This window comes from Micromonospora palomenae, assembly GCF_007829925.1.
GTDB classification, from domain to species: Bacteria; Actinomycetota; Actinomycetes; order Mycobacteriales; family Micromonosporaceae; genus Micromonospora; species Micromonospora purpureochromogenes.
In genome coordinates, this window is record NZ_VIXA01000006.1 from 121,833 (window position 1) to 147,403 (window position 25,571).

A 25,571-nucleotide genomic window follows, 5' to 3' on the forward strand; every position below is an offset into this window, starting at 1 on the left:
TGCGGCGGAGTCGCCGCCGGGGTCGTCAGCGGGCGGCGAGCGGCTGCCGGGCCGGGTCCACCGGGGCCGGCAGCTCCCCGACCCCACCGAGGTACGCGTGGATCGCCGCGGCGGCGGCCCGCCCCTCGGCGATGGCCCAGACGATCAGCGAGGCGCCCCGGTGCATGTCACCGGCGACGAAGACGCCGTCGGCGTCGGTCTGCCAGTCGGGCCGGGCGTCGACCGCGCCCCGGGCGTTGCGGCGCACCCCGAACTGCTCCAGCAGCGGCTGCTGCTCGGTGCCCTCGAAGCCGATGGCGAGCAGCACCAGGTCGGCGGGAAGTTCGCGCTCGGAGCCGGGCAGCGGGGTGACGATCCGCCGGCCGTCCCGCTTCTCGACGCTGACCTCGGCGATCCGTACGCCCTTGACCTGGCCGGTGCCGTCGTCGACGAACTCCTGCACCGCGACGGCGAAGACCCGCTCGCCGCCCTCCTCGTGCGCCGGGTAGTTGCGCAGCACCCACGGCCAGGTCGGCCACGGGTCCCGGGCGGCGTCCCGGGTCTCCGGAGGCTCCGGGTAGAGGTCGAGCTGGTGCACCCCGGCGGCGCCCTGCCGGTGGGCCACCCCGAGGCAGTCCGCGGCGGTGTCTCCACCGCCGATGATCACGACGTGCTTGCCGGCGGCGTCGATCGGGGTGCCGTCGGGCAGCACGGCGAGGGCCGGTCGCCCGTCGCCGGCCGCCGCGACCACGCGGTTGGCGGCGACCAGGTGCGACATCGCCTGGTGTACGCCGCGCAGCTGCCGCCCGGGGGTCTCCGGGGTGTCCCGGCCCTGGAGCGCGCCGCAGGCCAGCAGCACCGCGTCGTGCTCGGCGCGCAGCTGCTCGGCGGTGACGTCCACGCCGACGTCCACTCCGGTGCGGAACTGGACGCCCTCGGCGGCGAGCTGGGCCAGCCGCCGGTCGATGTGCTCCTTCTCCAGCTTGAAGTCGGGGATGCCGTACCGGAGCAGGCCACCGATCGCGTCGTCGCGCTCGTACACGGTCACGGCGTGACCGGCGCGGGCGAGCTGCTGCGCGGCGGCGAGGCCGGCGGGGCCGGAGCCGACCACGGCGACCGACCGGCCGGTCGGCGCCGGCACCGGGCGGGGCCGCAGCCCGCCCCGGGCCACCGCCGCGTCGGCGATCTCCACCTCGACCTGCTTGATGGTGACCGGCTGCCCGCCGCCGATGCCGAGCACGCAGGCGGCCTCGCACGGCGCCGGGCAGAGCCGGCCGGTGAACTCCGGGAAGTTGTTGGTGGCGTGCAGCGACTCCACCGCGGCGTCCCAGTTGCCGGTGCGGACCAGGTCGTTCCAGTCCGGGATGCGGTTGCCCAGCGGGCAGCCGTCGTGGCAGAACGGGATGCCGCAGTCCATGCACCGGGTGGCCTGCTCGCGGATCAGCTCCTCGCCGGCCGGCGGGTAGACCTCGCGCCAGTCGCTGATCCGCACCGGCACCGGGCGGCGCGCCGGCAGCCGCCGGTCGTAGCGCAGGAAACCGTTCGGATCAGGCACGAGCCACCTCCTGGGCCGCCACCCGCGGGGCGGGCGGCACCGGCGCGGTCAGCGCAGACATGACCGCGTCGTCGACGTCACGGCCGGCGGCTTCGGCGGCCCGCATGATCTCCATCACCCGGCGGTAGTCCCGGGGCACCACCGCGGTGAACTCCTCCACCGCCTCCGGCCAGCGCTTGAGCAGCTCCGCGCCGAGGACCGAGTCGGTCTCCGCGACGTGCCGCTGCACCAGCTCGTGCAGCAGGTCGCGCTCGGAGTCGCGCAGCGACACCAGGTCGACCAGTTCGGCGTTGACCCGGTCCCGGTCGAGCCGGTGCACGTACGCGGTCCCGCCGGACATGCCGGCCGCGAAGTTGCGGCCCGTCTCGCCGAGCACCACCACCGTGCCGCCGGTCATGTACTCGCAGCCGTGGTCGCCGACGCCCTCGACGACGGCCACCGCGCCGGAGTTTCGCACCGCGAACCGCTCCCCCACCCGGCCGCGCAGGAACAGCTCGCCGCCGGTGGCCCCGTACAGGATGGTGTTGCCGGCGATGATCTGGTCCTCGGCCCGGGCGCCGGCCGCGGCGTCCGGGTCGGCGAACGGCGCGGCGGCATCCGGGCGGACGACGATCCGCCCGCCGGAGAGTCCCTTGCCGACGTAGTCGTTGGCGTCGCCGTGCAGCCGCAGGGTGACCCCGCGCGGCAGGAACGCGCCGAAGGACTGCCCGGCGGTGCCGCGCAGCACGAACTCGATCGTGTCGTCGGGCAGGCCGGCGCCGCCGAAGCGGCGGGTGACCTCGCCGCCGAGCATCGCGCCGACGCTGCGGTGCTCGTTGCGCACCGCCACCTCGACCCGGACCGGGCTGCCGTCGCGCAGCGCCGGCTGCGCCAGGGCGATCAGCTCGTTGTCCAGGGCCAGTTCCAGGCCGTGGTCCTGGGCCCGCACGCCGCGCCGGGCGGCGTCCGCCGGCAGCTCCGGCACGTGCAGTACGCGCCCCAGGTCCAGCCCGTGCGCCTTCCAGTGCTCCACCGCCGGGGCGACGTCGAGCAGCTCGGCGTGCCCGATCGCCTCGTCGATGCTGCGGAAGCCCAGCTCGGCGAGGTAGCCGCGGACCTCCTCGGCGAGGAAGAGGAAGAAGTTCTCCACGAACTCCGGCTTGCCGGTGAACCGCTCGCGCAGCACCGGGTTCTGGGTGGCGATGCCGACCGGACAGGTGTCCAGGTGGCAGACCCGCATCATCACGCAGCCCTCGACGATCAGCGGGGCGGTGGCGAAGCCGAACTCCTCGGCGCCGAGCAGCGCCGCGACCAGCACGTCCCGGCCGGTCTTGAGCTGGCCGTCGACCTGCACGGTGACCCGGTCGCGGAGCTTGTTGAGCAGCAGCGTCTGCTGCGCCTCGGCCAGGCCAAGCTCCCACGGGGTGCCGGCGTGCTTGAGCGAGTTCAGCGGGGACGCGCCGGTGCCGCCGTCGTGCCCGGAGATCAGGATGACGTCGGCCTTGAGCTTGGCGACGCCGGCCGCGACGGTGCCCACGCCGACCTCGCTGACCAGCTTGACGTGCACCCGGGCGGCCGGGTTGACGCACTTCAGGTCGTGCACCAGCTGGGCGAGGTCCTCGATGGAGTAGATGTCGTGGTGCGGCGGCGGGGAGATCAGGCCGACGCCCGGGGTGGCGTGCCGGGTACGGGCGATCCACGGCCAGACCTTGTTGCCGGGCAGCTGCCCACCCTCGCCGGGCTTGGCGCCCTGCGCCATCTTGATCTGGAGATCGTCGGCGTTGACCAGGTATTCGCTGGTCACGCCGAAGCGACCGCTGGCGATCTGCTTGACCGCCGAGCGGCGGGCCGGGTCGTACAGCCGCTCGACGTCCTCGCCGCCCTCGCCGGTGTTGGACTTGCCACCGAGCCGGTTCATCGCGATGGCCAGGGTCTCGTGCGCCTCCGCCGAGATCGACCCGTACGACATGGCGCCGGTGGCGAACCGCTTGACGATCTCGGTGGCCGGCTCGACCTCGTCGATCGGCACCGCCGGGCGCACCCCGGTACGCAGGGTGAACAGCCCGCGCAGCGAGCCGGCCCGCGCGGCCAGCTCGTCGACCTTGGCGGTGTACTGCCGGAACACGTCGTACTGCCGGCTGCGGGTGGCGTGCTGGAGCAGGAAGACCGTCTCCGGGTTGAACAGGTGCAGCTCACCCTCGCGGCGCCACTGGTACTCGCCGCCGACCTCCAACCGGTCGGAGGTCTCCGCGCCCGGCGCCGGCCAGGCCAGCGCGTGCCGGGCGGCCACCTCGGCGTGGATCTCGTCCAGCCCGATGCCGCTGATGGTGCTGGGGGTGCCGCGGAAGTAGCGCTCCACCAGCCGGGTGTGCAGCCCGACCGCCTCGAAGACCTGCGCCCCGCAGTACGACGACACCGTCGAGATGCCCATCTTGGACATGATCTTCAGGACGCCCTTGCCGAGCGCCTTGACGTAGTTGCGTACCGCCTTGGCCGGGTCGACGCCGACCAGCGCCCCGGTGGAGATCATGTCCTCGACCGACTCGAAGGCCAGGTACGGGTTGACCGCCGCCGCGCCGTACCCGATCAGCACGGCCGCGTGGTGCACCTCGCGGCAGTCGCCGGACTCGACGATCAGCGCCACCTGGGTGCGGGTCTGCTCGCGGACCAGGTGCTGGTGCACCGCCGCGGTGAGCAGCAGCGACGGGATCGGCGCCAGGTCGGCGTTGGAGTCCCGGTCGGACAGGACGAGGATCCGCACCCCGTCCTCGATGGCCTCCGAGACGTGCCGGCAGATCTCGGTGAGCCGGGCCTTGATGCCGGCACCGCCGTCACGGACCCGGTAGAGCCCAGAGACCCGGACCGCCTTGAAGCCGGGCAGGTCGCCGTCCTCGTCGATCGAGAGGATCTTGGCCAGCTCGTCGTTGTCGATCACCGGGTACGGCAGCACGATCTGCCGGCAGCTCGCCGGGCCCGGGTCGAGCAGGTTGCCCTCCGGGCCGATGGTCGACGACAGGCTGGTCACCAGCTCTTCCCGGATGGCGTCCAGCGGCGGGTTGGTGACCTGGGCGAAGAGCTGGTGGAAGTAGTCGTAGAGCAGCCGCGGCCGGGTCGACAGCGGGGAGATCGGGGTGTCGGTGCCCATCGAGCCGAGCGGCTCCGCGCCGAGCCGGGCCATCGGCGCGAGCAGGATCTTCAGCTCCTCCTCCGTGTAGCCGAAGGTCTGCTGGCGGCGGCGTACCGAGTCGTGGGTGTAGACGATGTGTTCGCGCGGCGGCAGGTCGGTCAGGTCGATCAGCCCGGCGTGCAGCCACTCGGCGTACGGCCGGGCGGCGGCCAGCTCGGCCTTGATCTCGTCGTCCTGCACGATCCGCCCGTTGACGGTGTCGACCAGGAACATCCGGCCCGGCTGGAGCCGCCCCTTGGCGACCACGGTGGCCGGGTCGAGGTCGAGCACGCCCGCCTCGCTGCCGAGCACGACGAGGCCGTCAGAGGTCCGCCACCAGCGGCCCGGGCGCAGCCCGTTGCGGTCCAGCACCGCGCCGACGATCTCGCCGTCGGTGAAGGCGACCGAGGCAGGACCGTCCCAGGGCTCCATCAGGCTGGCGTGGAACCGGTAGAAGGCCCGCTTGTCCGCCCGCATGCCCGGGTCGTTCTCCCAGGCCTCGGGGATCATCATCAGCACCGCGTGCGGCAGGCTCCGCCCGGCCAGGTGCAGCAGTTCGAGGACCTCGTCGAAGTTCGCCGAGTCGGAGGCGCCCGGGGTGCAGACCGGGAAGATCCGCCGGATGTTGCCGGGGATCTCGGGGCTGCGCAGCAGCGCCTCCCGGGCCTGCATCCAGTTCCGGTTGCCGCGGATGGTGTTGATCTCACCGTTGTGCGCGATGAACCGGTACGGGTGGGCCAGCGGCCAGGACGGGAAGGTGTTGGTGGAGAACCGGGAGTGCACCAGCGCGATCGCGCTCTCCACCCGCTCGTCGGTCAGCTCCGGGAAGTACGCCGGCAGCTGGTCCGGGGTGAGCATGCCCTTCCAGGTCATGGTCCGGGAGGAGAGCGACGGGAAGTACGCCGGCACGCCCCGCTCGGCGCTCTCCCGCTCGGCCTGCTTGCGCACGCAGAACGCCACCCGGTCCAGGTCGAGGCCGGTCAGCGGCGAGCCGGCCGGGCCGGCCGGGGTGTCGGTGAGCCGGTGCGCGGCCAGGAAGAGCTGACGGATCCGGGGCATCGCCGCGAGCGCCGTCTCGCCCAGCCCGCTCGGGTCGACCGGCACGTCCCGCCAGCCGAGCAGGTCGGCCCCCTCCACCAGGGCGTACTTCTCCACCACCTGCCGGGCGCGGGCCTCCGCCGCGTCGTCGTCGGGGAGGAAGACCAGGCCGGTGGCGTACTGGCCGGCCGGCGGCAGCGGGAAGTCGACCACCGCGCGCAGGAAGGCGTCCGGGACCTGGATCATGATCCCGGCGCCGTCACCGGTGTTGTGTTCCGCGCCCCGGGCGCCCCGATGGTCCAGGCGACAGAGCGCGCCGAGGCCGCCCGCCACCACCGCGTGGGAGCGCCGGCCGTGCAGGTCCGCGACGAAGGCCACGCCGCACGCGTCGTGCTCGTTGGCGGGGTCGTAGAGACCGGCCGGGGGCGGGGCCGACTGCGGGCTGTGAGGGTACGGAAAGGCCACCGGGCCTCCTGTCGTCACTCAGGTTGGATCATGGTCGGGACGACGTCGGCCCTTGGCGGTTTATTGAGTCTACGTTAGGGAGACCCGCGCAAGGCCAGTGCAGATTGATCACACCTTCCAGACTCTGGGACATGTAGTCTCGCGCGGTGGATCCCCTGCGCAGCGAAATCCTCGCCCGGCTGGAACGCTTCTACGACGCGGTGCCCCGCGACGTCGCACGCGGGGAGGAGCACGGCGCGCTCGTGCTTTTCGTGCGGGAAGGGGTCGGCTGGCCGTTCTACGCCCGACCCCGCCTCGACGCCCCCACACCCCCGTCGCTGGCCGACGTGACCGCCGTCCGCGAGCGGCAGCGCGAGCTGGGCCTGCCCGAGGCCCTCGAATGGGTGCACGAGACCACGCCCGACCTGCTCGCGGTGGCCCGGGCGGCGGGGCTGAGCGTGCTGGAGGCGCCGCTGATGGTGCTCGACCCGGCCGCCCTGCCCGACCCGGCGACGCTCACCGACGTACCGGTGCGGGTGCTGGACCCGGACGCGCCCGGCTTCGCCGCCGACGTGGCCGCCCGCCGCGCGGTCGCCGCGGTCGGTTTCGCCGCCGCCGGCACGGCGCGCGGCGACGCGGGCCCGGCGGAGCGGGACGCCGCGATCACCGAACTGGACGTGGCGGCGCTGGACGAGGAGCGGACCCGCCTCGCCGACGGCCGCCGGCTGTCGGTGCTGGCCGGCACGGCCGAGGAGGGGGCGCTGGCCAGCGGGATGGCGATGCGGGTCGACGACGTGGCCGAGATCGCCGGGGTGGCCACCCTGCCGGTGGCCCGCCGCCGGGGCCTCGGCGCGGCGGTCACCGCCACCCTCGCCCACGAACTGCTGGCCGCCGGCACCGACCTGGTCTTCCTCTCCGCCGGCAGCGAGGAGATCGCCCGGGTCTACCTCCGGGTCGGCTTCCGCCGCGTCGGCACCGCCTGCATCGCCGAACCCACCGCCCTCATCTGACCCCCGGCCCCCGGCCGCCTGCGTCGATCATGAGGTTGGCGGCGCGACACGCCGCGGCGCGCCCGGCCAACCTCAGGATCAACGAGGGGGGCGGGGCGGCGCGAGGGGCGCGGGGTGGGTCAGGGGGTTGGGGGGCGCCACTGGGCGGCCGACGAGGCGGCGGTGGAGAGCAGGCGGGGGCTTATCGTGCCGAGGGCGGCGTCGCGGGCGCGCAGGGCCAGCCGGCCCCGGGCCTGGAGGACCGCCGACATCCGGCGGGTCTGCCGGACCACCGTCGCCGCGCGGGGACGGCGCAACCGGTCGTACGCCTGCACGGCGTCGGGCAGCCGGGATTCGCGCAGCAGCGAGGAGAGGGTGGCCGCGTCCTCGAAGGCGAGGCAGGCCCCCTGCCCCAGGTGCGGCGGCATCGCGTGCGCCGCGTCGCCGAGCAGCACCACGCCGCCGGAGCCGGCCGGGAAGCCGTACGCGCGGGGCAGCGGGCGCAGCTCGCGGACCTCCTGCTGCACCAGGTCGGCCGGGTCGGTGGCGTCCAGCAGCTCGCCGATCGGCGCGGGCCAGCCGGCGTACCAGCGCTTGAGCAGGGCGAGCTGGGTCTCCGGCGGCTCGGGCCGGGGCGCTCCGGCGGCGGTGGCGACCCAGTAGATGCCGCCCCGGCGGGAGGCGCCGGAGGAGCCGCGCTCGCCCAGCGAGGCGGCCACGAAGCGGTAGCCCGCCCCCAGCACCTCCCCGCCGAGCGGCTGGTCGGCCGGTAGCCGGGGCGCCCGGTACCAGGGGATCACCGCGCGCCAGGCCGCGCAGCCGGAGCTGATCACCGCCGAGGAGGGGGCGAGCTGGCGGCGTACCGCGCTGTCGGTGCCGTCGGCCGCGACCACCAGGTCGGCCTCGAACAGGTGCCCGGCGGTGCCGACCGCGGGCCGCTGGTCGGGACGGACCCGGACGGTGTCCACGGCCACGCCGGTACGCAGCTCCACCCGGTCGCCGAGCCCGGCGATCAGCGCGTCGTGCAGGTCCTCCCGGTGCACCACCACCGGCATCCGGTCGGCCGGCGTCGGGCGCGGCTGCACCAGCCAGTGCCCGTCCGGCCGGCGCACCCCGGCGTCGGGCAGCGGGGTGGCGATCGCGTCCAGGCCCGCGCCGAGGCCGAGCGCGTGCAGCGCGCGTACCCCGTTGGGCCAGAGCACCACGGCCGTGGCTTCCGGACGGACCCGGTCCGCCCGTTCCAGCAGGGTGACCTGCCAGCCGGAGCGGGCCAGCGTGCCGGCCACCGCCAGCCCGCCGAGCCCGGCGCCGACCACCACCGCGGTGCGCATCCCCGCCCCGCTCAGCTGTCCCGGTCGGCGGGCCGGGCGCCGGCGGCGCCCGCCCGGTCGTCCCGCTCCGGGACGTCGTCGTCGCCCACGGGCGCGGCCTCGTCGTCGGCGGGCGCGGCCTCGTCGTCGGCCGGGGGTTCGTGGTCGGCCGAAGGTTCGTCGTCGGTCTCGGTGGTCGTCTCGGCGGCGGGTTCGTCGGGGACCTCGCCGGTCTCCCGGTACGCCTGGAACTGCTCCTCGCTGACCGTCCGGTAGCCCTCCGGGGCGACCGCCCGGGGCCCGTTCTCGGTGCGGGAGAGGTCGACCTGGGAGACGTCCCCACCGGCCGGCGGCACCGGAGTGGCCGGCACGCCCACCGGGATCAGGTACTCGCGGGGACCGCGGACCCGGAGGAAGTAGATCAGCGCGCCGAGGAAGACCAGGGCGGCGGTCCAGACGTTGAGCCGGACGCCGAGGATCTCGTTCGCCTCGTCGGTGCGCATCAGCTCGATCCAGAACCGACCGGCGGTGTAGCCCATCACGTAGAGCGCGAAGGCCCGACCCTTGCCGAGCTTGAATCGGCGGTCGAGGGCGAACACCAGGGCGGCGACGCCGACGTTCCACAGCGCCTCGTAGAGGAACGTCGGGTGGTAGAGCCCGGGCTCCAGGACCGGCTGGCCGGCGGGGTCGCGCTGCGCCCGGCCCGGGTCGGCCGGGTCCATCTTGTGGATCTCCAGCCCCCAGGGCAGCGTGGTGCGGCCGCCGTAGAGCTCGTTGTTGAACCAGTTGCCGAACCGGCCGACCGCCTGGGCCAGCGGCAGGCCGGGGGCGAGCGCGTCGGCCACCACGGCGAACGGGATGCCGAGCTGCCGGGCGGCGATCCAGGCGCCGACCGCGCCGCCGGCCACCGCGCCCCAGATGCCCAGGCCACCCTCCCAGATGGCGAACGCCTTCAGCGGCTCGCCACCGGCGCCGAAGTACTTCTCCGGCGAGGTGATCACGTGGTAGATCCGGGCGCCGATGATGCCGGTCGGCACCGCCCAGACCGCGATGTCGAGCACCGCCCCGGGGGCCACCCCGCGCTGGCGCAGCCGGCGCTCGGTGATCCAGCAGGCCAGCACGATGCCGAGGATGATGCAGAGCGCGTAGGCCCGGATCGGCACCGGCCCGAGCTGCCAGACCGCGGTGGTCGGGCTCGGCAGGGCCGCCTGGGGGCTGAACGAGGCGAGGGTCACGGCTGCAAAGGCTACCGTTGCGGACCGCATCCGCGGCACCCCGGTCCGGCGAGCTTCCGGTGGCGGCTGACTTCCGGTTTGCCGGCCCGTACGCTCTTTGTCCATGAGCACGCTCACCTGGGCGGTCGCCGCGGTCCTGACCGACGAGGCCGGTCGGGTGCTGCTGTGCCGGCGTGACCGGGGCGGGCGGTGGGCGTTGCCCGGTGGGCGGCTGCACCGGCCGGGGTGCCCGACCGCAGCGGTGGCGGGCGAGGTCCGGCGGGAGACCGGGTGCGCGGTCGAGATCGTCGATCTGGTCGGCCTCTACCACCTCAGCGGCTCGCCCTGCGGCGGACCGTCGACGCCGGACCCGCTGCCCGACGTGCTGGTGCACGTGTTCCGGGCGCGTACCCGTCAGGACGCGGCTCCGACGCCGCCGGCCGGCTGCACGCTCTCCTGGCATGTGCCGGAGCGGCTGCCCGCGGAGGTCACCCCGGTCACCCGGGCCGCCGTCGCCGACGCCCGGGCCGGGTGCTCAGGGGTGCTGCGCGACCTGCGCCCGGACCCCGCGACGGGAATCCCGACCCCGCCGTCGCGGGCTGGCGATCCGGTGCCGCCCGCGCCGCGTGGCGCGTCGGCCGTCCGGCCCACTCCCTGACCGAGGCGCCCAGCCTGCGGCCTCCGGGCGCACTCCCGTTTGCGGCGTGTCGGGGTGTTCCGGCTTCGGGACACCCCGACCCGCCGCACACCGAGTTGATCACTGTCGCGGAGCGCGGGCATGGACGTCGGACACCGGCAGTGGCCGGGGCACCGGCCCCCGGGCGCGAGCGCGTTCGGGGACCCGGGCGCGTTACGGCCGAGGCGTCCGGCGGCGGCGGGGGCGGTGCTGGTCAGCGGACGGGGTGGCGGACGCCCTCGGCGAGTTCGGCGCTGAGCGTGCGCAGGGCGGTCAGCCCGGCAGCCGGGTCCGGGGCGTCGAGCACGCAGCGGACCAGGGCGCTGCCCACGATCACGCCGTCGGCGTACCCGGCGACCGTGGCGGCCTGGGCGCCGGTGCCCACGCCGAGGCCGACGCCGACCGGCAGGTCGGTGACCTCGCGGAGCCGGGAGACCAGGACCGGCGCGGCCTCCGAGGTCTGCGCCCGGGCGCCGGTGACCCCCATGATCGCGGTGGCGTAGACGAAGCCCCGGCAGTGCTCGACGGTCATCTTCAGCCGGGCGTCGGTGGACGACGGCGAGACCAGGAACGTGCGGTCCAGGCCGTGGGCGTCCGAGGCGGCCAGCCACTCGCCGGCCTCGTCGGGGATCAGGTCCGGGGTGATCAGGCCGGTGCCGCCGGCGGCGGCGAGGTCGCGGGCGAACGCGTCGACGCCGTACTGCTCGATCGGGTTCCAGTAGGTCATCGTCACTACCGGGGCGCCGGTGGCGGCGACCGCCTCGACGATCCGCAGGGTGTCCGCGGTGCGGACCCCGCCGGCCAGGGCGATGTCGCTGGCCTTCTGGATCACCGGCCCGTCCATCACCGGGTCGGAGTACGGGATCTCGACCTCGATGACGTCGACGCCCGCCTCGACCATGGCGGTCATCGCGGCGATGCTGCCCTCGACGGTCGGGAAGCCGGCCGGCATGCAGCCGACCAGCAGGGCCCGCCCGTCGGCGCGGGCCTTGTCGAAGGCCACCCCGATCCGACTCACGCTGTCACTCCTTGTCGAGGATGCCGAAGTACTCGCCGGCGGTGTGCACGTCCTTGTCACCCCGACCGGACAGGTTGACCACGATGACCGGCTGCCGGCCGAGTTCGGCGGTGAGCCGGGGAGCGATCCGCAGCGCGCCGGCCAGCGCGTGCGAACTCTCGATCGCCGGGATGATCCCCTCGGTACGGCAGAGCAGCTCGAACGCGGCCATCGCCTCGGCGTCGGTCACCGGCTCGTACGTGGCCCGGCCGCTGTCGTGCAGCCAGGCGTGCTCCGGCCCGACGCCCGGGTAGTCCAGCCCGGCGGAGATCGAGTGCGACTCGACGGTCTGGCCGTCGGCGTCCTGGAGCACGTACGTGCGGGTGCCGTGCAGCACGCCCGAGGTGCCGCCGGTGATGCTGGCCGCGTGCCGGCCGGTCTCCACCCCGTCGCCGCCGGCCTCGAAGCCGTACAGCCGCACGTCGGTGTCGCCGACGAAGGCGTGGAAGATGCCCAGCGCGTTGGAGCCGCCGCCGACGCAGGCGGCGACCGCGTCCGGCAGCGCGCCGGTCAGGTCGAGGCACTGCTGGCGGGCCTCCTCGCCGATGCCCCGGACGAAGTCCCGGACCATCTCCGGGAACGGGTGCGGGCCGGCGGCGGTGCCGATCAGGTAGTGGGTGTCGTCGACGTTGGCCACCCAGTCCCGCATGGCCTCGTTCATCGCGTCCTTGAGGGTGCGCGAGCCGGTGGTGACCGGGACGACGGTGGCGCCGAGCATCCGCATCCGGGCCACGTTGAGCGCCTGCCGCTGGGTGTCGACCTCACCCATGTAGACCACGCACTCGAGGTCGAACAGGGCGGCGGCGGTGGCGGTGGCCACGCCGTGCTGGCCGGCGCCGGTCTCGGCGATCACCCGCTTCTTGCCCATCCGCCTGGTGAGCAGCGCCTGACCCAGCACGTTGCGCACCTTGTGCGCCCCGGTGTGGTTGAGGTCCTCCCGCTTGAGCAGCACCCGGGCGCCCACCTCGGCGGAGAACCGCTCGGCGGAGTAGAGCAGCGACGGGGTGCCGGCGTAGTCGCGCAGCAGGGCGTCGAACTCGGCGAGGAACGCCTCGTCGGTCATCGCCTTGCGGTACGCGGCGTCCAGCTCGTCCAGCGCCGCGACCAGCGCCTCCGGCACGAACCGGCCGCCGAAGCGGCCGAAGTGACCGGCGGCGTCGGGAAGCTGACCGGCCGGGGCCGAGGCGTTGGCGCTCATCGCGGTGTCCTCTCGCTGCTGACGTCTCCTGGGCGCGGGCTCAGCGCACCGGGCGGGGCGTGGCCGGGTGGTTGCCGGCGTTGACCAGCTCGGCGACGGCCTCGCGGGGGCTCTTCTGGGTGACCAGGCCCTCGCCCACCAGCACGGCGTCGGCGCCGGCCGAGGCGTACCGGATGAGGTCGTGCGGGCCACGCACGCCGGATTCGGCGATCTTGACGACGCTGCTGGGCAGGCCGGGTGCGATCCGCTCGAAGACCGACCGGTCGACCTCCAGGGTACGCAGGTCGCGGGCGTTGACCCCGATCACCTGCGCGCCGGCCTCCAGGGCGCGGTCGGCCTCCTCCTCGTCGTGCACCTCGACCAGGGCGGTCATGCCGAGCGACTCGATCCGCTCCAGCAGGCCGACCAGCACGTTCTGTTCGAGGGCGGCGACGATCAGCAGCACGAGGTCGGCGCCGTGCGCGCGCGCCTCGTGCACCTGGTAGCTGGAGACCACGAAGTCCTTGCGCAGGACCGGAACCCGGACGGCGGCCCGAACGGCGGCCAGGTCGTCCAGCGAGCCGCCGAACCAGCGCCCCTCGGTCAGCACGCTGATCGCCCGCGCGCCGCCGGAGGCGTACTGCCCGGCCAGGTCGGCCGGGTCGGCGATCTCGGCCAGCCGGCCCTTGGACGGCGAGGAACGCTTGACCTCGGCGATCACGGCCACTCCGGGCCGGCGCAGGGCCGCGTACGCGTCCAGCGGCGGCGGTGCCGCGGCGGCCAGCTCGCGGATCCGCTCCAGCGGAACCTGCTCCTGCCGCCGCGCCACGTCCTCCCGGACGCCGGCCAGGATCTCGTCGAGCACGCTTCCGGACGCCGCCGAACCGGCCTCGTCCCCCTCCGCGTGCCCATGCTCAGCAGTCACCAACGGACTCCCCTCTCCGGGTGTCATGGGCCGATGCTAGGGGGCGCCAGGTGACGACGGGTGCCGGGGGTATGGCGCTCCTCACGAAATGGGCTGTGGCATGATGGCCGACTTCCGGTGAACGCGATGTCACGCAGCGCCACGATGTCCATCGACCGGCCCTCACGCCCCGCTCCGGGTCGTCGCGCGAGCATCCACCGTGGCCCATGGACCATGAGAGCACGGCCGCCCGGTCCCCGCATCATGGCGACGCCCGTCGATGCTGTGACGAAGGTCAAGGAAGAACGGCCCTACCCTGGTCGTTCGCTCCGACGGACAGTTGATCCGCCCGTCACCACGGTGAAACGTGAGCCGGGCAGCGTGTCCACCGGGCAGACTCGATGACGCGCCTGCCGAGACGTCGGACTCCTCCTGCGGGGTGACCTCATGAGCACGACCGGGCCGAACTCCACCGCCCTCGGACTGACCACCCTTTCCCGCACCGTCGCCTCGTTGGCCGTCGGGGTGGTGCACACCCTGGAACGCGCCGTGGTCGGCGAGGGTCGGGTGCGTACCGCGCGCGGCAACGCCTGGGAGGCGGTCTGCGCCGACCGGGCCCGCGCCGACCAGCGGGCCGAGCTGGACCGCCTGGTGGCCGAGCTGGCCGCCGCCCGGGCCGCGGCCCGGGACCGCCGCGAGGTCCGCGAGCGCCAGCCGGTCAGCTGATCGTCGGGTCCTCGCCCCGGTCCAGCGCGTCCCACGCCTCGCGGGTGCCCCGCTCGGTGGTCGGGCGCCCGTCGGCCGCCGCCGGCGCCTCGGCGCCGGCGGGGCGCTCGTACCGGGCGCCCATCGCCGGCCAGCGCTGACCGCGCGCCGCGGTGAGCACGCCGCCGAGCGCCGCCAGCAACCCGCCGAGCAGGCAGAGCGCCGGCCACTGCCGGCTCACCTCGCCGTCGAACGCGGCGACCAGCCCGTACCCGCCGCCCGCCGCCACCGCCGCGCCGAGCAGGGCCAGCAGCCCGCCCAGCAGGCGCCGGACCCGACCCCTGGTGGCCAGCACCGCGCCGCCCCCGGCCAGCCCGACCAGCGCCAGCGCCGACAGCCACGGCAGCAGGTCCGCGCCGGTGCGGCCCTGCCGCGCCGACGGCAGCGATCCGCGCGGGGTCACCTCCACCGACCAGGTCCGGGTCGCCGCCCAGAAGGCGAGGCCCGCCCCGGCCAGGCTGAGCAGCACCGCGTACGTCAACTCGCGGCGGCCCGACGCGGCCGGCGTACCCGCCTCGGCGGGGAGGTCCGGGCCACTCATCGGGCCGGCCGGAGGGTTTCGGCGGCGGCGATGGCGGCGAGCACCGCAGCGGCCTTGTTCCGGGTCTCCAGGTCCTCGCCGGCGGGATCGGAATCGGCCACCACCCCGGCCCCGGCCTGCACGTACGCCCGCCCGTCGCGGATCAGCGCGGTGCGGATGGCGATGGCCATGTCCAGGTCGCCGCCGAAGCCGAAGTAGCCCACGGTACCGCCGTAGATGCCGCGCCGGACCGGCTCCAGCTCCTCGATGATCTCCATGGCGCGCACCTTCGGGGCACCGGAGAGGGTGCCGGCCGGGAAGGTCGCGGCGAGCGCGTCGAAGGCCGTCCGGTCGTCGCGCAGCGTGCCCACCACGGTCGAGACGATGTGCATCACGTGGCTGTACCGCTCGATGGTGGCGAACTCCGGCACCTCCACCGTGCCCGGACGGCACACCCGGCCCAGGTCGTTGCGGCCCAGGTCGACCAGCATCACGTGCTCGGCCCGCTCCTTCGGGTCGGCGAGCAGCTCCGCGGCGAGCCGGGTGTCGGCGTCCGCGGTGGCGCCGCGCGGCCGGGTGCCGGCGATCGGGTGCAGCAGCGCCCGCCGCTGCCCGTCCGGACCGGCGTTGACCTTCAGGTGCGCCTCCGGCGACGAGCCGACGATGTCGAAGCCGTCGAAGCGGAGCAGGTACATGTACGGGCTGGGGTTGGTGGTGCGCAGCACCCGGTAGACGTCCAGCGGATCGGCGCGGGTGTCCCGCTCGAAGCGCTGGGCGAGCACGATCTGGAAGCACTCGCCGGCGCGGATCGCCTCCTTGGCCGCCTCGACCGCCTTCGGGTAGCCGCCGTCCGGGGTACGGCTGACCACCTCGCCGGCCGGCGGCCGGCCGACGGTGGAGATCATGGGCGGAATCGGTCGGGACAGCGCGGTGGTCATCGCGTCGAGCCGCCCCACCGCGTGGTGGTACGCCGCCGCGACCAGCGGCTCCCGGTCCGGCGCGTTCAGCGGCGGCAACACCGCGTTGGCGACCAGGATCGCCGAGCCGTCGTAGTGGTCGAGCACCACCAGGTCGGTCGCGAGCATCATGCCCAGCTCCGGCACCCCGAGGTCGTCCTCGGTCAGCTCGGGCAGCCGCTCGAAGCGCCGGATCAGGTCGTAGCCCAGGTAGCCGACCATGCCGCCGGTCAGCGGCGGCATGTCGCTGGCCGGGTCCCAGACCGGGCCGGCCAGCGCCTCGACGGTCTCGCGCAGCACCTCGACCGGGTCGCCGGAGGACGGCACGCCGGCGGGGGGCTGGCCGGTCCAGACCGCGACGCCGTCCCGCTCGACCAGGGTCGCGCCGCTGCGCACCCCGATGAACGAGTACCGCGACCAGGACATCCCGGCCGAGCCGACGCCCTGCTCGGCGGACTCCAGCAGGAAGGTGCCCGGGCCGCCGGCGAGCTTGCGGTAGACCCCGACCGGGGTCTCCGCGTCGGCCAGCAGCCGCCGGGTCACCGGCACCACCCGCCAGCGGGCGGCCAGCTCGGTGAAGCTGCCCAGGTCGGGGCTCAGGGTGCCGTCGGTCATCGCCGGGCCTGCCTCTCGTCCGCGCCGGCGCGGTCCGGCCGCGCCCCGCTGTCCGCGCTCACCGCTGGGTCCCCGCGCCGCTGACCGGCAGTTCGGTGAAGAAGCAGGTGCGGTGCCCGGTGTGACAGGCCGCCCCCACCTGGTCGACGCTGACCAGCAGCGCGTCACCGTCGCAGTCCAGCGCCACCGAGCGGACGTACTGGTGGTGCCCGGAGGTGGCCCCCTTGACCCAGTACTCCTGCCGGCTGCGCGACCAGTAGGTGGCCCGGCCGGTGGTCAGCGTGCGGTGCAGCGCCTCGTCGTCCATCCAGGCGACCATCAGCACCTCGCCGGTGTCGTGCTGGCGCACCACCGCGGCGACCAGGCCGTCGGGGGTGCGGCGCAGCCGGGCGGCGAGGGCCGGATCGAGGCGCGACGGGCGCACCGCGCCGGCGTCGGCGTCGCTCGGGGAAGAGTCAGTCACGGGCACAGTGACCCATTGTCCCGCACGCGGTGCGGGGACCTGCGGGGCGTACCCGCCCCGGCGGGCGGCCCGGGCGAGCTGGGCGACGTAGCGGTCCAGCCGCCCGTCGGCGAGCGCCGCCGCCAGGTCCGGCCCGGCCACCTCCGCGACCCGGTCGGCGTACGGGCGGACCAGCGGGAGGACCCCGGCCACCAGCCGCGCCGCGGCGGCCCCGAGCTGGCCGGTGGAGGCGGGGCGCAGCCCGAGGCAGAGCAGCATGTCGTCGCGGTAGCCCGGCGGGGCGACCGGCAGCGCGAGCGCGGCGGCGAAGGCGGCCCGCCGGGACACCACCCGGACGCTCGGGTTGGCCAGCCGCAGCACCGAGGGGCAGAGCCGGGCCAGGTCGGCGGCGGCGAGGCGTACCCCGAGATGGTCGTCGGCGGCGCGGGCGCCGGCCACCTTGCCCAGGGTGGCCACCAGCTCCTCCAGGCGGGGCTGGTCGGCGGGCTGGCAGAGCACCGGCAGGTCGATCCGGGGCCGCCAGCCCTCCTCCGCCCAGAGCAGCCGGACCGGCGCGGTGACCGGCAGGCCGAACGCCCAGTCGGCCGGCTCGCCGAGCCGGTCCACCCAGGAGCGGACGTCGCGGGCGGCCACCGACACGTGCACCAGCCGGCCGTCCACCTCGACCAGGTACGCCTGCCGCGCGGCGTACGGGGTGCGGCCGGTGGACCAGCCCGTCGTGCCCGAGGTGGGCGGGGCGGGCCGGTCGTCGTCGGCGACGAGCACGTCGAAATCGACGTCGCTGTGCGCGGTGGCGGCCCGTCGGGCGTGGCTGCCGCGCAGCAGGATCCCGACGACGGGGCGTTCGGCGCCCTCGCGCAGCCGGGTCGCCCAGTCGTCGAAGAAGGTGCCCGCCAACAACGGAGCGTGATCCACCGCGCCATCGTGCCGTGCGCCCCATCGGGCCGCAATGCCCGATGACGGACACGGTGTCCGATGACGGACACCGTGTCCGATCGGCGGGCTAGTGCCCCACGGTTCGCATTGATGCCTCGGGATACCTTTCGCCGGCCACCGCGCCGGCGGGAACGGCCGCACCCAGCCGGTCCCGCTGTTCCGGGGTGAGCCGGATGTCGGCCGCCGCGGCGTTCTCCTCCAGGTAGCGGACCCGCTTGGTGCCGGGGATCGGCAGGATGTCCTCGCCCTGGGCCAGCAGCCAGGCCAGCGCGGCCTGGGCCGGGGTGCAGCCGATCTCCTCGGCCACCGCGCGCACCGCCGCGACCAGCCGCAGGTTGGCGTCGAGGTTGCCCTCGGCGAACCGCGGCACGCCGGCCCGCCAGTCGTCGGCGGCGAGCTGGTCGCGGCCGCTGATCGCCCCGGTGAGCAGCCCTCGCCCGACCGGGGAGTACGCCACCAGCGCCACCCCCAGCTCCCGGCAGGTGCCCAGCATCTCCCCCTCGACGTCCCGGGTGAACAGCGAGTACTCCATCTGGACCGCGGTGACCGGGTGCACCGCGTGCGCCGCCCGCAGCGTCGCCGGGCTGACCTCGCTGAGCCCGATCAGGCGGACCTTGCCGGCCTCGACCAGCTCGGCCAGCGCGCCGACGGTCTCCTCGATCGGCGTACGCGGGTCGCGCCGGTGCAGGTAGTACAGGTCGATGGTGTCGACGCCGAGCCGGTCCAGCGAGGCGTCGCAGGCCTCGCGGGCCCAGGCGGCGCTGCTGTCCACGTACGCGCCAGGCGTGCCGGTGCCGCCGAAGCCGTCGCCGCTGGTGCGGTTGCCGAACTTGGTGGCCAGGAAGACCTCGTCGCGGCGGGCCCGCACCACCGGGGCGAGCAGCCGCTCGTTCGCGCCGGCGCCGTACATGTCGGCGGTGTCCAGGTGGTTGACGCCCAGGTCCAGGGCCCGGTGCAGGGTACGGGTGGACTCCGCGTCGTCGCGGCCCCCGTAGGCGAAGCTCATCCCCATGCAGCCCAGCCCGATGGCCGAGACCTCGGGGCCGGTGGCCCCCATCCGTCGGCGGATCATCGGCCCTCCTCGGCCCGGCGGTAGAGGTCGATCTTGTAGTTGAGCACCTTCAGGTCCTCCTCCAGTTCGGCCATCCGGGCCAGCACCCGGGCCCGGTGCGCCTCGAACAGCGCCCGCCGGGCGCCGAGCGTGCGGTCGCCCTGCCGGGCCAGTTCGGCGTACCGGCGCATGTCGCGCACCGGCATCCCGGTGCGGCGCAGCCGGGTGAGCAGGAGCAGCCAGTCCAGGTCGGACTCGGTGTAGCGGCGGCGCCCCGCCGAGTCCCGGCCGACCGGGGCGACGAGCCCCTCCTGCTCGTACCAGCGCAGCGTGTAGGTGGTCAGACCGACCCGGGCCGCCGCCTCGCCCACGGAGAGGGCCGGTTCCTGCGTGCTGATGTCCACGCCACCCAGGCTTCCAGTTCGAGAGCACTCGAAGTCAACCGTTGCGCCCGCACGGGTATCTCATCTAGCGTTGAGTTCAACAGCTGATGAGTTTTGGAGGTGGGCGGTGGAGGACGCGATCACGGTCCGCGACCTGGTCGTCGACCGGGGCCGGCGGAGGGTGCTGCACGGCATCGACTGCACCGTCCCCCGGGGCTCGGTGACCGGGCTGCTCGGGCCCAGCGGCAGCGGCAAGACCACCCTGATGCGGGCGGTGGTGGGAGTCCAGGTGATCGACTCGGGCACGGTCACCGTGCTGGGCCGGCCGGCCGGCTCGGCCGACCTGCGCCACCGGGTCGGCTACCTGACCCAGGCGCCCAGCGTCTACGCCGACCTGACGGTCCGGGAGAACGCCCGCTACTTCGCAGCGCTGCAGGGCCGGCACGCGGCCGACGCCGACCGGGCGGTCGCCGACGTCGGGCTGGCCGACGCGGCCACCCAGCTGGTCGGCACCCTCTCCGGCGGGCAGCGCAGCCGGGCCTCGCTGGCCTGCGCCCTGGTGGGCGACCCCGAGCTGGTCATCCTCGACGAGCCGACGGTCGGCCAGGACCCGGTGCTGCGGGCCGACCTGTGGGCCCGGTTCCACGAGATGGCCGCGGCCGGCACGACGCTGCTGGTGTCCAGCCACGTGATGGACGAGGCGGCCCGCTGCGACCGGCTGCTGCTGATCCGGGAGGGCCGGCTGGTCGCCGACGACACTCCCGACGCGATCCGCGAGCGCACCGGGGTCGACGACCTGGAGGAGGCGTTCCTGCGGTTGATCCGGTCGAGCGAGGCGGGCCAGCAGCCCGCCGGCAAGGAGGCATCGTGAGCGCGAGGAGTGAGCCGGGCCTGCGAGCCCCGCAGTCGCGAACGGAGGAGGCATCGTGAACGCGCGGATTCTGGCCGTCACCACCGGGCGCATCCTGCGCCAGCTGCGGCACGACAAGCGCACGGTGGCGCTGCTGGTGGTGGTGCCGACGGTGCTGCTGACCCTGGTCTACTACATGTACGCCGACCAGCCCACCGCCCCCGGGCAGCCGTCGACCTTCGACCGGATCGCCCTGATCATGCTGGGCTTCTTCCCGTTCATCGTGATGTTCCTGGTGACCAGCATCGCGATGCTGCGCGAGCGCACCACCGGCACGCTGGAACGGCTGCTCACCACGCCGCTGCACAAGCTCGACCTGCTTTTCGGCTACGGCATCGCGTTCGGGCTGGCCGGGGCGGTGCAGGCGGCGATCGCCGCGGGCGTGGCGTACTGGCTGCTCGGGATGGAGACCGCCGGCAGCGCCGGGCTGGTCATCCTGGTCGCGGCGCTGAACGCCGTGCTGGCCGTGGCGCTCGGGCTGTTCTGCAGCGCCTTCGCCCGCACCGAGTTCCAGGCGGTCCAGTTCATGCCGGTCGTGGTAGCCCCGCAACTGCTGCTCTGCGGGCTCTTCGTGCCGCGCGGCCAGATGGCCGGCTGGCTCCAGGCGGTCAGCGACGCGCTCCCCCTGTCGTACGCGGTCGAGGCCCTGCAGGAGGTCGGCGCGCACGCCGAGCCGACCGGCACCATGTGGCGGGACGTGGCGATCGTCGCCGGCGCGGCGGTGGCGGCCCTGGTGCTCGCGGCGGCGACCCTGCGGCGGCGCAGCGGATGACGCCGCGCCGCACCGGGCGGCGCCCCGGCAACCCGGACACCCGGCAGGCCATCCTCGCGGCGGCCCGGACGACCTTCGCCGAGCGCGGCTTCGACGCGGCCTCGATTCGGGTCATCGCCGCCGCCGCGGGGGTCGATCCGGCCCTGGTGCACCACTACTTCGGCAGCAAGGAGGAGCTCTTCAGGGCCACCGTCGAGATCCCGCTGGACCCGGCGGCGCTGCTCCCCGTCGTGCTGGCCGGCGGCGCGGACGGCGTCGGCGAGCGGCTGGTCCGGACCTTCCTCGGGGTGTGGGACTCGCCGGCCGGCAAGGCGGCGATGGCCCTGCTCCGGTCGGCGGTGAACAACGACTGGACCGCCCGGCTGCTGCGCGAGTTCCTGGTCACCCAGGTGCTGCGCCGGGTGCTCGACCACCTCGACGTCCCGCCGGCGGAGCTGCCGCTGCGCGGCTCGCTGGTGGCCACCCAGATGATCGGCCTGGCCATGATGCGGTACGTCATCCGGCTGGAGCCCGTCGCGTCGGCGGCACCGGAGACGCTGGTCGCCGCGATCGGCCCGACGGTGCAGCGCTACCTCACCGGCGACCTGCCGGCCGGACGGGGCCGTGACGTCTAGAGTGCGCGCGAGCGGTCCGGCAGAACGGCCGGCTCCGGCTCGTCTTCCGGCGTGCGGCTGCGGCCGACGGCGTTTGTTCTGCCCCAGCGGCCGGGGATGTTCAGGAGCTCGACACGTCCGACGTCGGTCGGCAGTTCTGGGTCGACGATGAGGTGTTCGCCCTGAGGTTCGAGGCCGAGCATGACGCGCAGCAGCAGCAGCGGGGCCCCGGCCGACCAGGCCTGTGGGCTGCAGGCGGTGGGGTATTCGACGGGGTAGGTGGTGCGGGCTCGCGGGTAGCCGGCGAACGCCTCAGGCAGCCGGCCCTGGAAGTACTCGGCGGCGTCGAAGATGGCCTGACAGATGGTGGCGGCCTCGCGGCGGAAGCCGTAGCGCCACAGGCCCCAGGCGATGATGGAGTTGTCGAACGGCCACACCGTGCCGACGTGGTAGCCGAGCGGGTTGTACCGGGCGCAGTCGGTGGCCAGGGTGCGCACGCCCCAGCCGGAGAAAAGCCTGGGGCTGAGCAGAAGTTCGGCGATCCGGCCGGCGCGGGACTCGTCGACGATGCCGCTCCACAACAGGTGTCCAATGTTGGACGACAGCGCGTCGACCTGGCCGCCGTCGGTGTCGAGGGCGAAGGCGTAGTACTCCCCGTCGGCTACCCAGAACTCCTGGTTGAACCGGGTCTTGAGGTCGGCGGCTTCGCGTTCGAGGCGGTCGGCGTAGCCGGGGTCGTTCCAGTACAGGCGGGCCAGGCGGGCACCGCGCACCTTCGCGTCGTAGGCGTAGCCCTGCAGTTCGCAGGTCGCCCGCGGAAAGTCGGGCAGCCGGCCATCGCGGTAGGACACGGAGTCCCAGGAGTCTTTCCAGCACTGGTTGGGTAGCCCGGTCTTGGGGTTGCGGGTCTGATACCAGATGTATCCGGTGTCAAGAAGGTCGCCGTAGGTGTCGATCCACCGCAATGCTGCGCGAGCCTCGAATTCGTACGCGCGCACCAGGGTCGCATCCCCGGTCCAGCGTTCGTACTCATCTAGCAAAATCACGAACAACGGGGTGCTGTCCGCAGACCCGTAGTACGGAGAGTGCGGCTGCTCCTCGAAGCCGGCCGATTCGCCGTAGCGCAGCTCGTGCAGGATCTTGCCCGGTTCCTCGTCGGAGAAGTCGTTGATCCGGGTGCCCTGACCGTAAGCGAGGGTGCCGAGGGTGGCCGGCACGAGCTGCGGGGTGAACGGCAGGGCCTGCAGGCAGGTGAAGATGCTGTCACGGCCGAACACGGTCATGAACCACGGCAGGCCGGCGGCGATCAGCTCCGCGGCCATGCTGATCGACGTGTATCGCAGCGCCGCCAGGTCCACCAGACTCCGGCGGTAGGTGGACGCTATGGGCGGGCTGTCGCAGGAGAGCCGCGGAGCTGCTGCCACCCACCGTCGCATCTCCTCGTCCAGCTCGTCCCGGGAGCGGACGTACCGCAGCTTCAAGCTCTCCCGGAAGTCCCGTTCCTGCGCACCGAGCACAAGGGTCCGCACGTGCAGCTGCGTCTGCCACTCCGCCTGCGGCGGGATACGGACCTGGAAGGTCATCCCGTCGGCGTCGATGACCGCCGCGGCCGAGGACGAGATCACGGTCTCCCGGTGGAACCGGTCGCGCAGATAGCGCAGTCGCAGCTGCCCCTCCTCCACGATCGCCGACACCGGCGCCTTCTTGCGCTGCGGGTTCTTGATCTCGAAGATGTCGGCGAAGTCGCTGCCCATGTCCACCCGCACGGACAGTTCGACCTCGTGATCGCCGTGGTTGAGGACAGCGAGGTCTTCAGTGAAACTGCCACCGATCGTCCGGTTGCGAATCACCGAGATTTTCGCGTCGATGTAGTGGGTGGGCTCCCCGGGCACGAGAAAGAAGCGGGTCTCGAAATACCGGACGTCGTCAACCGACAACGCGTGCAGACGCTCACCGTTCACCCTCAGCCGCCACGTCGACAAGAAGCGTGTGTCATAGGAGAACAAGCCTGTCGGCACACTCGGCGATGGATCGACATCGCCCTGCTCGTCGCAGGCCAGGAACGTGTTGCCGTCCAGAATGCTGATTGACCTTCTCATCCCGGCATCACCGGATCCGTGCCTGCAGGCGCTCCCGCCACGCCTGCCCGTGCGGGGCCTGCTGCCGCGCCACCTCCCGCGGATCTCGGGTGCCCGACGGTGAGGGGAAAAACCGCCGGAAAGTCAGGATCAGGCGGGCGTCACCGGCAAAAGACGCCTCATTACGGAGCAGCGCAGCTGTCGTCGGCGTTTCGCCGCAAATCAGCCGCTCGAAAAGCTCGTGGGTGGTCGTCAACACGGCCTCAGCGGCCTTCGCCTCTCGCGTCACCACCACAGCATCCGCCAGGCTCATGTTCACATACCAGTGATCGGTGTGACCGCCATCGACCAGGTCGATGCGCATGGTCCCCCTGATACGTGGCGGCAACAATGAGCGACCGCGTGATTCCAGCGCGAGCAAGAACTCCTCAATCGCCCCGCCCATGCACCCTCCCACGCACCTCGGCAAAGTGTAGGCAGGCGCCAGCCTCGTCGAGGTGGTTTCGAGGGACCATGGTGCAAATCAGATCCCGTCAGCCCTGGGGATCGATGTCGGAGACCGACGCTGGTTCCTGCGGCGGCAGAAATGCCTACCGGCTCCGCTCGCCGGCGCCGGCGTGCGGGCAGAGCATGGGGTGCAGCAGCCGGGCCAGTTCCGCGTGGTCGGCCACCGGATGCGGAAAGGCGAGCCGGGCCCGGCGACGGGCGCCGGGACGGCCGTACGAGACCACCAGGCCGTACCGGTCGATCCGGACCACCCGGGGTGCGGTGTCCGTGCCGCCGTCGGCCAGGCCGAGCCGCCGGCGCAGGTAGCCCGCCACCTGGTCGGCGTGGTGGTCGGTGAGGTCGGCCAGCAGCTCGGGCTCGATCGCGTGCAGCGGGTCCGGCTCGGCGGCGGCGTACTCCGCGGGGTCGACGCGGCGCACGGAGTCGGCACCCTCCAGGCGGGCCTCGACCACCTCGAACCGGTGCAGCCGGAACCGGGTGCCGACGTCGAGCAGGTCACCGGTCGGGTCGACGGCCGCGAAGTCGGCCGCGCCGCGCCGGGCGTCCGCGCCCCGCAGCGGCGCCGCCCAGCCGGAGATCCAGGCCCGGCCGAGCGACGGCGCACCGGGTGCCGGGGGCAGGTCCAGCACGTCGAGCACCACGGCGACGTCGTCGCCGGCCCCGGGGTCCAGCTCGGCGGCGAGGTCGCTCACCACCGGCACGAGCATCAGCACCCGTCCCTCCGGGTCGGTGGCGTGCCGGACGTGGTACGGGCCCGGGCGGTGCGCGAGGTGCACCAGACCGGGGAGCCGACCGGCGACCAGGGTGCGGACGATCTCGGCGGGGCTCGGTCCCATCGGGGCACCTCCTGCGTAGGTTAGGCTTACCTAAGTAGCACCCTAGAACACCCGAGCGGAGACGTCCACGTGAACCACCCCCGCCCCAAGGCCCGCCTCTCCCGGGCCCTCGGCATCCCGCTGACCCGCAAGTGCGTCCAGTACCTCGAACGCCGCCCCTACCCGCCGGGCGTGCACGGCCGGGCCCGCCGGCGCACCTCCGACTACCAGGTCCGACTGCTGGAGAAGCAGCGGCTGCGGCACCAGTACAACGTCAGCGAGGTACAGCTGCGCCGCGCCTTCGAGGAGGCGGCGCGGGGCGCCGGCAAGACCGGCGAGACGCTGGTCGCGCTGCTGGAACGGCGGCTGGACGCGGTGGTGCACCGCGCCGGCCTGGCCCGCAGCATCTACCAGGCCCGGCAACTGGTCGCCCACGGGCACCTCACCGTCGACGGGCGCAAGGTCGACCGCCCGTCGTACCGGCTGCGGCCCGGTCAGGTGGTCGCCGTCCGCGAGCGCAGCCGGCAGCTGCCGCCCTTCCAGCTCGCCGCCACCGGCGCGAACGCGGACGAGGGGACCGGCCGGCCGTACCTGTCGGTCGACCTGACCGGCCTGCGCGCCACCCTGCTGCGCGAGCCGGCCCGGCACGAGGTGCCGGTGATCTGCGACGAGCAGCTGGTGGTCGAGCACTACTCCCGGTGAGCCGACCGGATCCGGCG

At 74.0% G+C, this 25,571-nt stretch carries 22 protein-coding genes and 1 pseudogene; 7 read left to right on the top strand and 16 right to left on the bottom strand.

Features of this window, described 5'->3' with window-relative positions; genetic code table 11:
- Nucleotides 1–25: 25 nt before the first annotated feature.
- Together FHX75_RS29340 and gltB are read right to left on the bottom strand one after the other, a co-directional pair.
- Nucleotides 26–1,534 carry a glutamate synthase subunit beta gene (locus tag FHX75_RS29340; protein WP_154943775.1) on the bottom strand — a complete coding sequence of 503 codons (1,509 nt, stop codon included), beginning with the start codon at nt 1,532–1,534 and terminating at the stop codon, nt 26–28.
- Nucleotides 1,527–6,182, bottom strand: coding sequence for a glutamate synthase large subunit (gene gltB / locus FHX75_RS29345; RefSeq protein WP_154943777.1), 4,656 nt, complete (start codon nt 6,180–6,182; stop codon nt 1,527–1,529). The genes FHX75_RS29340 and gltB overlap by 8 nt, the downstream gene beginning before the upstream one ends.
- Nucleotides 6,183–6,328: 146 nt before the next feature.
- On the opposite strand from gltB, the gene FHX75_RS29350 reads away from it, so the two are divergent.
- Nucleotides 6,329–7,171 carry a GNAT family N-acetyltransferase gene (locus FHX75_RS29350; protein ID WP_154943779.1) on the top strand — a complete coding sequence of 281 codons (843 nt, stop codon included), beginning with the start codon at nt 6,329–6,331 and terminating at the stop codon, nt 7,169–7,171.
- A gap of 119 nt (nt 7,172–7,290) precedes the next feature.
- Here the strand turns inward: FHX75_RS29350 and FHX75_RS29355 are convergent, their stop codons facing one another.
- Nucleotides 7,291–8,481, bottom strand: coding sequence for an FAD-dependent oxidoreductase (locus tag FHX75_RS29355; RefSeq protein ID WP_154943781.1), 1,191 nt, complete (start codon nt 8,479–8,481; stop codon nt 7,291–7,293).
- 11 nt (nt 8,482–8,492) lie between these two features.
- Entirely contained in the window at nt 8,493–9,695 is a 1,203-nt protein-coding gene (gene lgt / locus FHX75_RS29360; RefSeq protein WP_154943783.1) for a prolipoprotein diacylglyceryl transferase, read from the bottom strand.
- A 103-nt stretch (nt 9,696–9,798) separates the two neighbouring features.
- Here lgt and FHX75_RS29365 point away from each other — a divergent pair, with 103 nt between their 5' ends.
- Entirely contained in the window at nt 9,799–10,332 is a 534-nt protein-coding gene (locus FHX75_RS29365) for an NUDIX hydrolase (RefSeq protein ID WP_154943784.1), read from the top strand.
- Nucleotides 10,333–10,564: 232 nt separating this feature from the next.
- Here the strand turns inward: FHX75_RS29365 and trpA are convergent, their stop codons facing one another.
- From trpA to trpC, 3 genes are read right to left on the bottom strand one after another with little or no spacing between them, the layout of a single operon-like run.
- Nucleotides 10,565–11,368, bottom strand: a complete 804-nt coding sequence (trpA, locus tag FHX75_RS29370; protein WP_154943786.1) for a tryptophan synthase subunit alpha — start codon at nt 11,366–11,368, stop codon at nt 10,565–10,567.
- A gap of 4 nt (nt 11,369–11,372) precedes the next feature.
- Nucleotides 11,373–12,605, bottom strand: a complete 1,233-nt coding sequence (gene trpB, locus FHX75_RS29375) for a tryptophan synthase subunit beta (RefSeq protein ID WP_154943788.1) — start codon at nt 12,603–12,605, stop codon at nt 11,373–11,375.
- Between the two features lie 40 nt (nt 12,606–12,645).
- Nucleotides 12,646–13,449 (bottom strand): indole-3-glycerol phosphate synthase TrpC, encoded by an 804-nt coding sequence (gene trpC / locus FHX75_RS29380; protein WP_211364642.1) that lies wholly within the window; start codon nt 13,447–13,449, stop codon nt 12,646–12,648.
- Nucleotides 13,450–13,935: 486 nt separating this feature from the next.
- Here trpC and FHX75_RS29385 point away from each other — a divergent pair, with 486 nt between their 5' ends.
- Complete coding sequence (locus tag FHX75_RS29385; protein WP_154943793.1) at nt 13,936–14,214, top strand: hypothetical protein; 279 nt, start codon at nt 13,936–13,938, stop codon at nt 14,212–14,214.
- Here the strand turns inward: FHX75_RS29385 and FHX75_RS29390 are convergent.
- The 6 genes and pseudogenes from FHX75_RS29390 to FHX75_RS29410 all read right to left on the bottom strand — a co-directional run bounded on the left by FHX75_RS29390 (nt 14,207) and on the right by FHX75_RS29410 (nt 19,198).
- Complete coding sequence (locus FHX75_RS29390) at nt 14,207–14,794, bottom strand: Trp biosynthesis-associated membrane protein (RefSeq protein ID WP_154943795.1); 588 nt, start codon at nt 14,792–14,794, stop codon at nt 14,207–14,209. The two genes, FHX75_RS29385 and FHX75_RS29390, sit on opposite strands and share 8 nt — an antisense overlap.
- The gene (locus FHX75_RS29395) at nt 14,791–16,344 is read right to left on the bottom strand and encodes an anthranilate synthase component I (protein WP_154943797.1); all 1,554 of its coding nucleotides are present in this window, start codon (nt 16,342–16,344) and stop codon (nt 14,791–14,793) included. Before FHX75_RS29395 ends, FHX75_RS29390 begins: the two co-directional genes overlap by 4 nt.
- 58 nt (nt 16,345–16,402) lie before the next feature.
- Nucleotides 16,403–16,813, bottom strand: coding sequence for a phosphoribosyl-AMP cyclohydrolase (gene hisI, locus FHX75_RS31840; RefSeq protein ID WP_425463547.1), 411 nt, complete (start codon nt 16,811–16,813; stop codon nt 16,403–16,405).
- A gap of 180 nt (nt 16,814–16,993) precedes the next feature.
- Nucleotides 16,994–17,884 (bottom strand): annotated as a pseudogene (locus FHX75_RS32135) (hypothetical protein); the annotation flags it as partial.
- Entirely contained in the window at nt 17,811–18,815 is a 1,005-nt protein-coding gene (locus FHX75_RS29405; protein WP_154943801.1) for an aldo/keto reductase, read from the bottom strand. The pseudogene FHX75_RS32135 and the gene FHX75_RS29405, both read right to left, overlap by 74 nt.
- Complete coding sequence (locus tag FHX75_RS29410; RefSeq protein WP_088961162.1) at nt 18,812–19,198, bottom strand: MerR family transcriptional regulator; 387 nt, start codon at nt 19,196–19,198, stop codon at nt 18,812–18,814. The genes FHX75_RS29405 and FHX75_RS29410 overlap by 4 nt, the downstream gene beginning before the upstream one ends.
- 106 nt (nt 19,199–19,304) lie before the next feature.
- On the opposite strand from FHX75_RS29410, the gene FHX75_RS29415 reads away from it, so the two are divergent.
- Genes FHX75_RS29415 through FHX75_RS29425 form a run of 3 tightly spaced genes read left to right on the top strand, consistent with a single transcriptional unit; the run spans nt 19,305 to nt 21,473 of the window.
- The gene (locus tag FHX75_RS29415) at nt 19,305–20,048 is read left to right on the top strand and encodes an ABC transporter ATP-binding protein (RefSeq protein ID WP_154943803.1); all 744 of its coding nucleotides are present in this window, start codon (nt 19,305–19,307) and stop codon (nt 20,046–20,048) included.
- A 55-nt stretch (nt 20,049–20,103) separates the two neighbouring features.
- Nucleotides 20,104–20,859, top strand: coding sequence for an ABC transporter permease (locus FHX75_RS29420; protein WP_154943805.1), 756 nt, complete (start codon nt 20,104–20,106; stop codon nt 20,857–20,859).
- Nucleotides 20,856–21,473, top strand: a complete 618-nt coding sequence (locus FHX75_RS29425; protein ID WP_154943807.1) for a TetR/AcrR family transcriptional regulator — start codon at nt 20,856–20,858, stop codon at nt 21,471–21,473. Before FHX75_RS29420 ends, FHX75_RS29425 begins: the two co-directional genes overlap by 4 nt.
- Here FHX75_RS29425 and FHX75_RS29430 read toward each other — a convergent pair.
- From FHX75_RS29430 to FHX75_RS29440, 3 genes are all read right to left on the bottom strand, one after another.
- Nucleotides 21,470–23,551, bottom strand: a complete 2,082-nt coding sequence (locus FHX75_RS29430) for an amylo-alpha-1,6-glucosidase (protein WP_154943809.1) — start codon at nt 23,549–23,551, stop codon at nt 21,470–21,472. The genes FHX75_RS29425 and FHX75_RS29430 overlap by 4 nt on opposite strands.
- A gap of 7 nt (nt 23,552–23,558) precedes the next feature.
- Nucleotides 23,559–23,894 carry a hypothetical protein gene (locus FHX75_RS29435; RefSeq protein WP_154943811.1) on the bottom strand — a complete coding sequence of 112 codons (336 nt, stop codon included), beginning with the start codon at nt 23,892–23,894 and terminating at the stop codon, nt 23,559–23,561.
- 226 nt (nt 23,895–24,120) lie between these two features.
- Nucleotides 24,121–24,873 (bottom strand): DUF2470 domain-containing protein, encoded by a 753-nt coding sequence (locus FHX75_RS29440; protein ID WP_154943813.1) that lies wholly within the window; start codon nt 24,871–24,873, stop codon nt 24,121–24,123.
- Between the two features lie 69 nt (nt 24,874–24,942).
- Between FHX75_RS29440 and rpsD the strand changes: the two genes are divergently transcribed.
- Nucleotides 24,943–25,554 carry a 30S ribosomal protein S4 gene (gene rpsD, locus FHX75_RS29445; RefSeq protein ID WP_154943815.1) on the top strand — a complete coding sequence of 204 codons (612 nt, stop codon included), beginning with the start codon at nt 24,943–24,945 and terminating at the stop codon, nt 25,552–25,554.
- Nucleotides 25,555–25,571 lie beyond the last annotated feature (17 nt).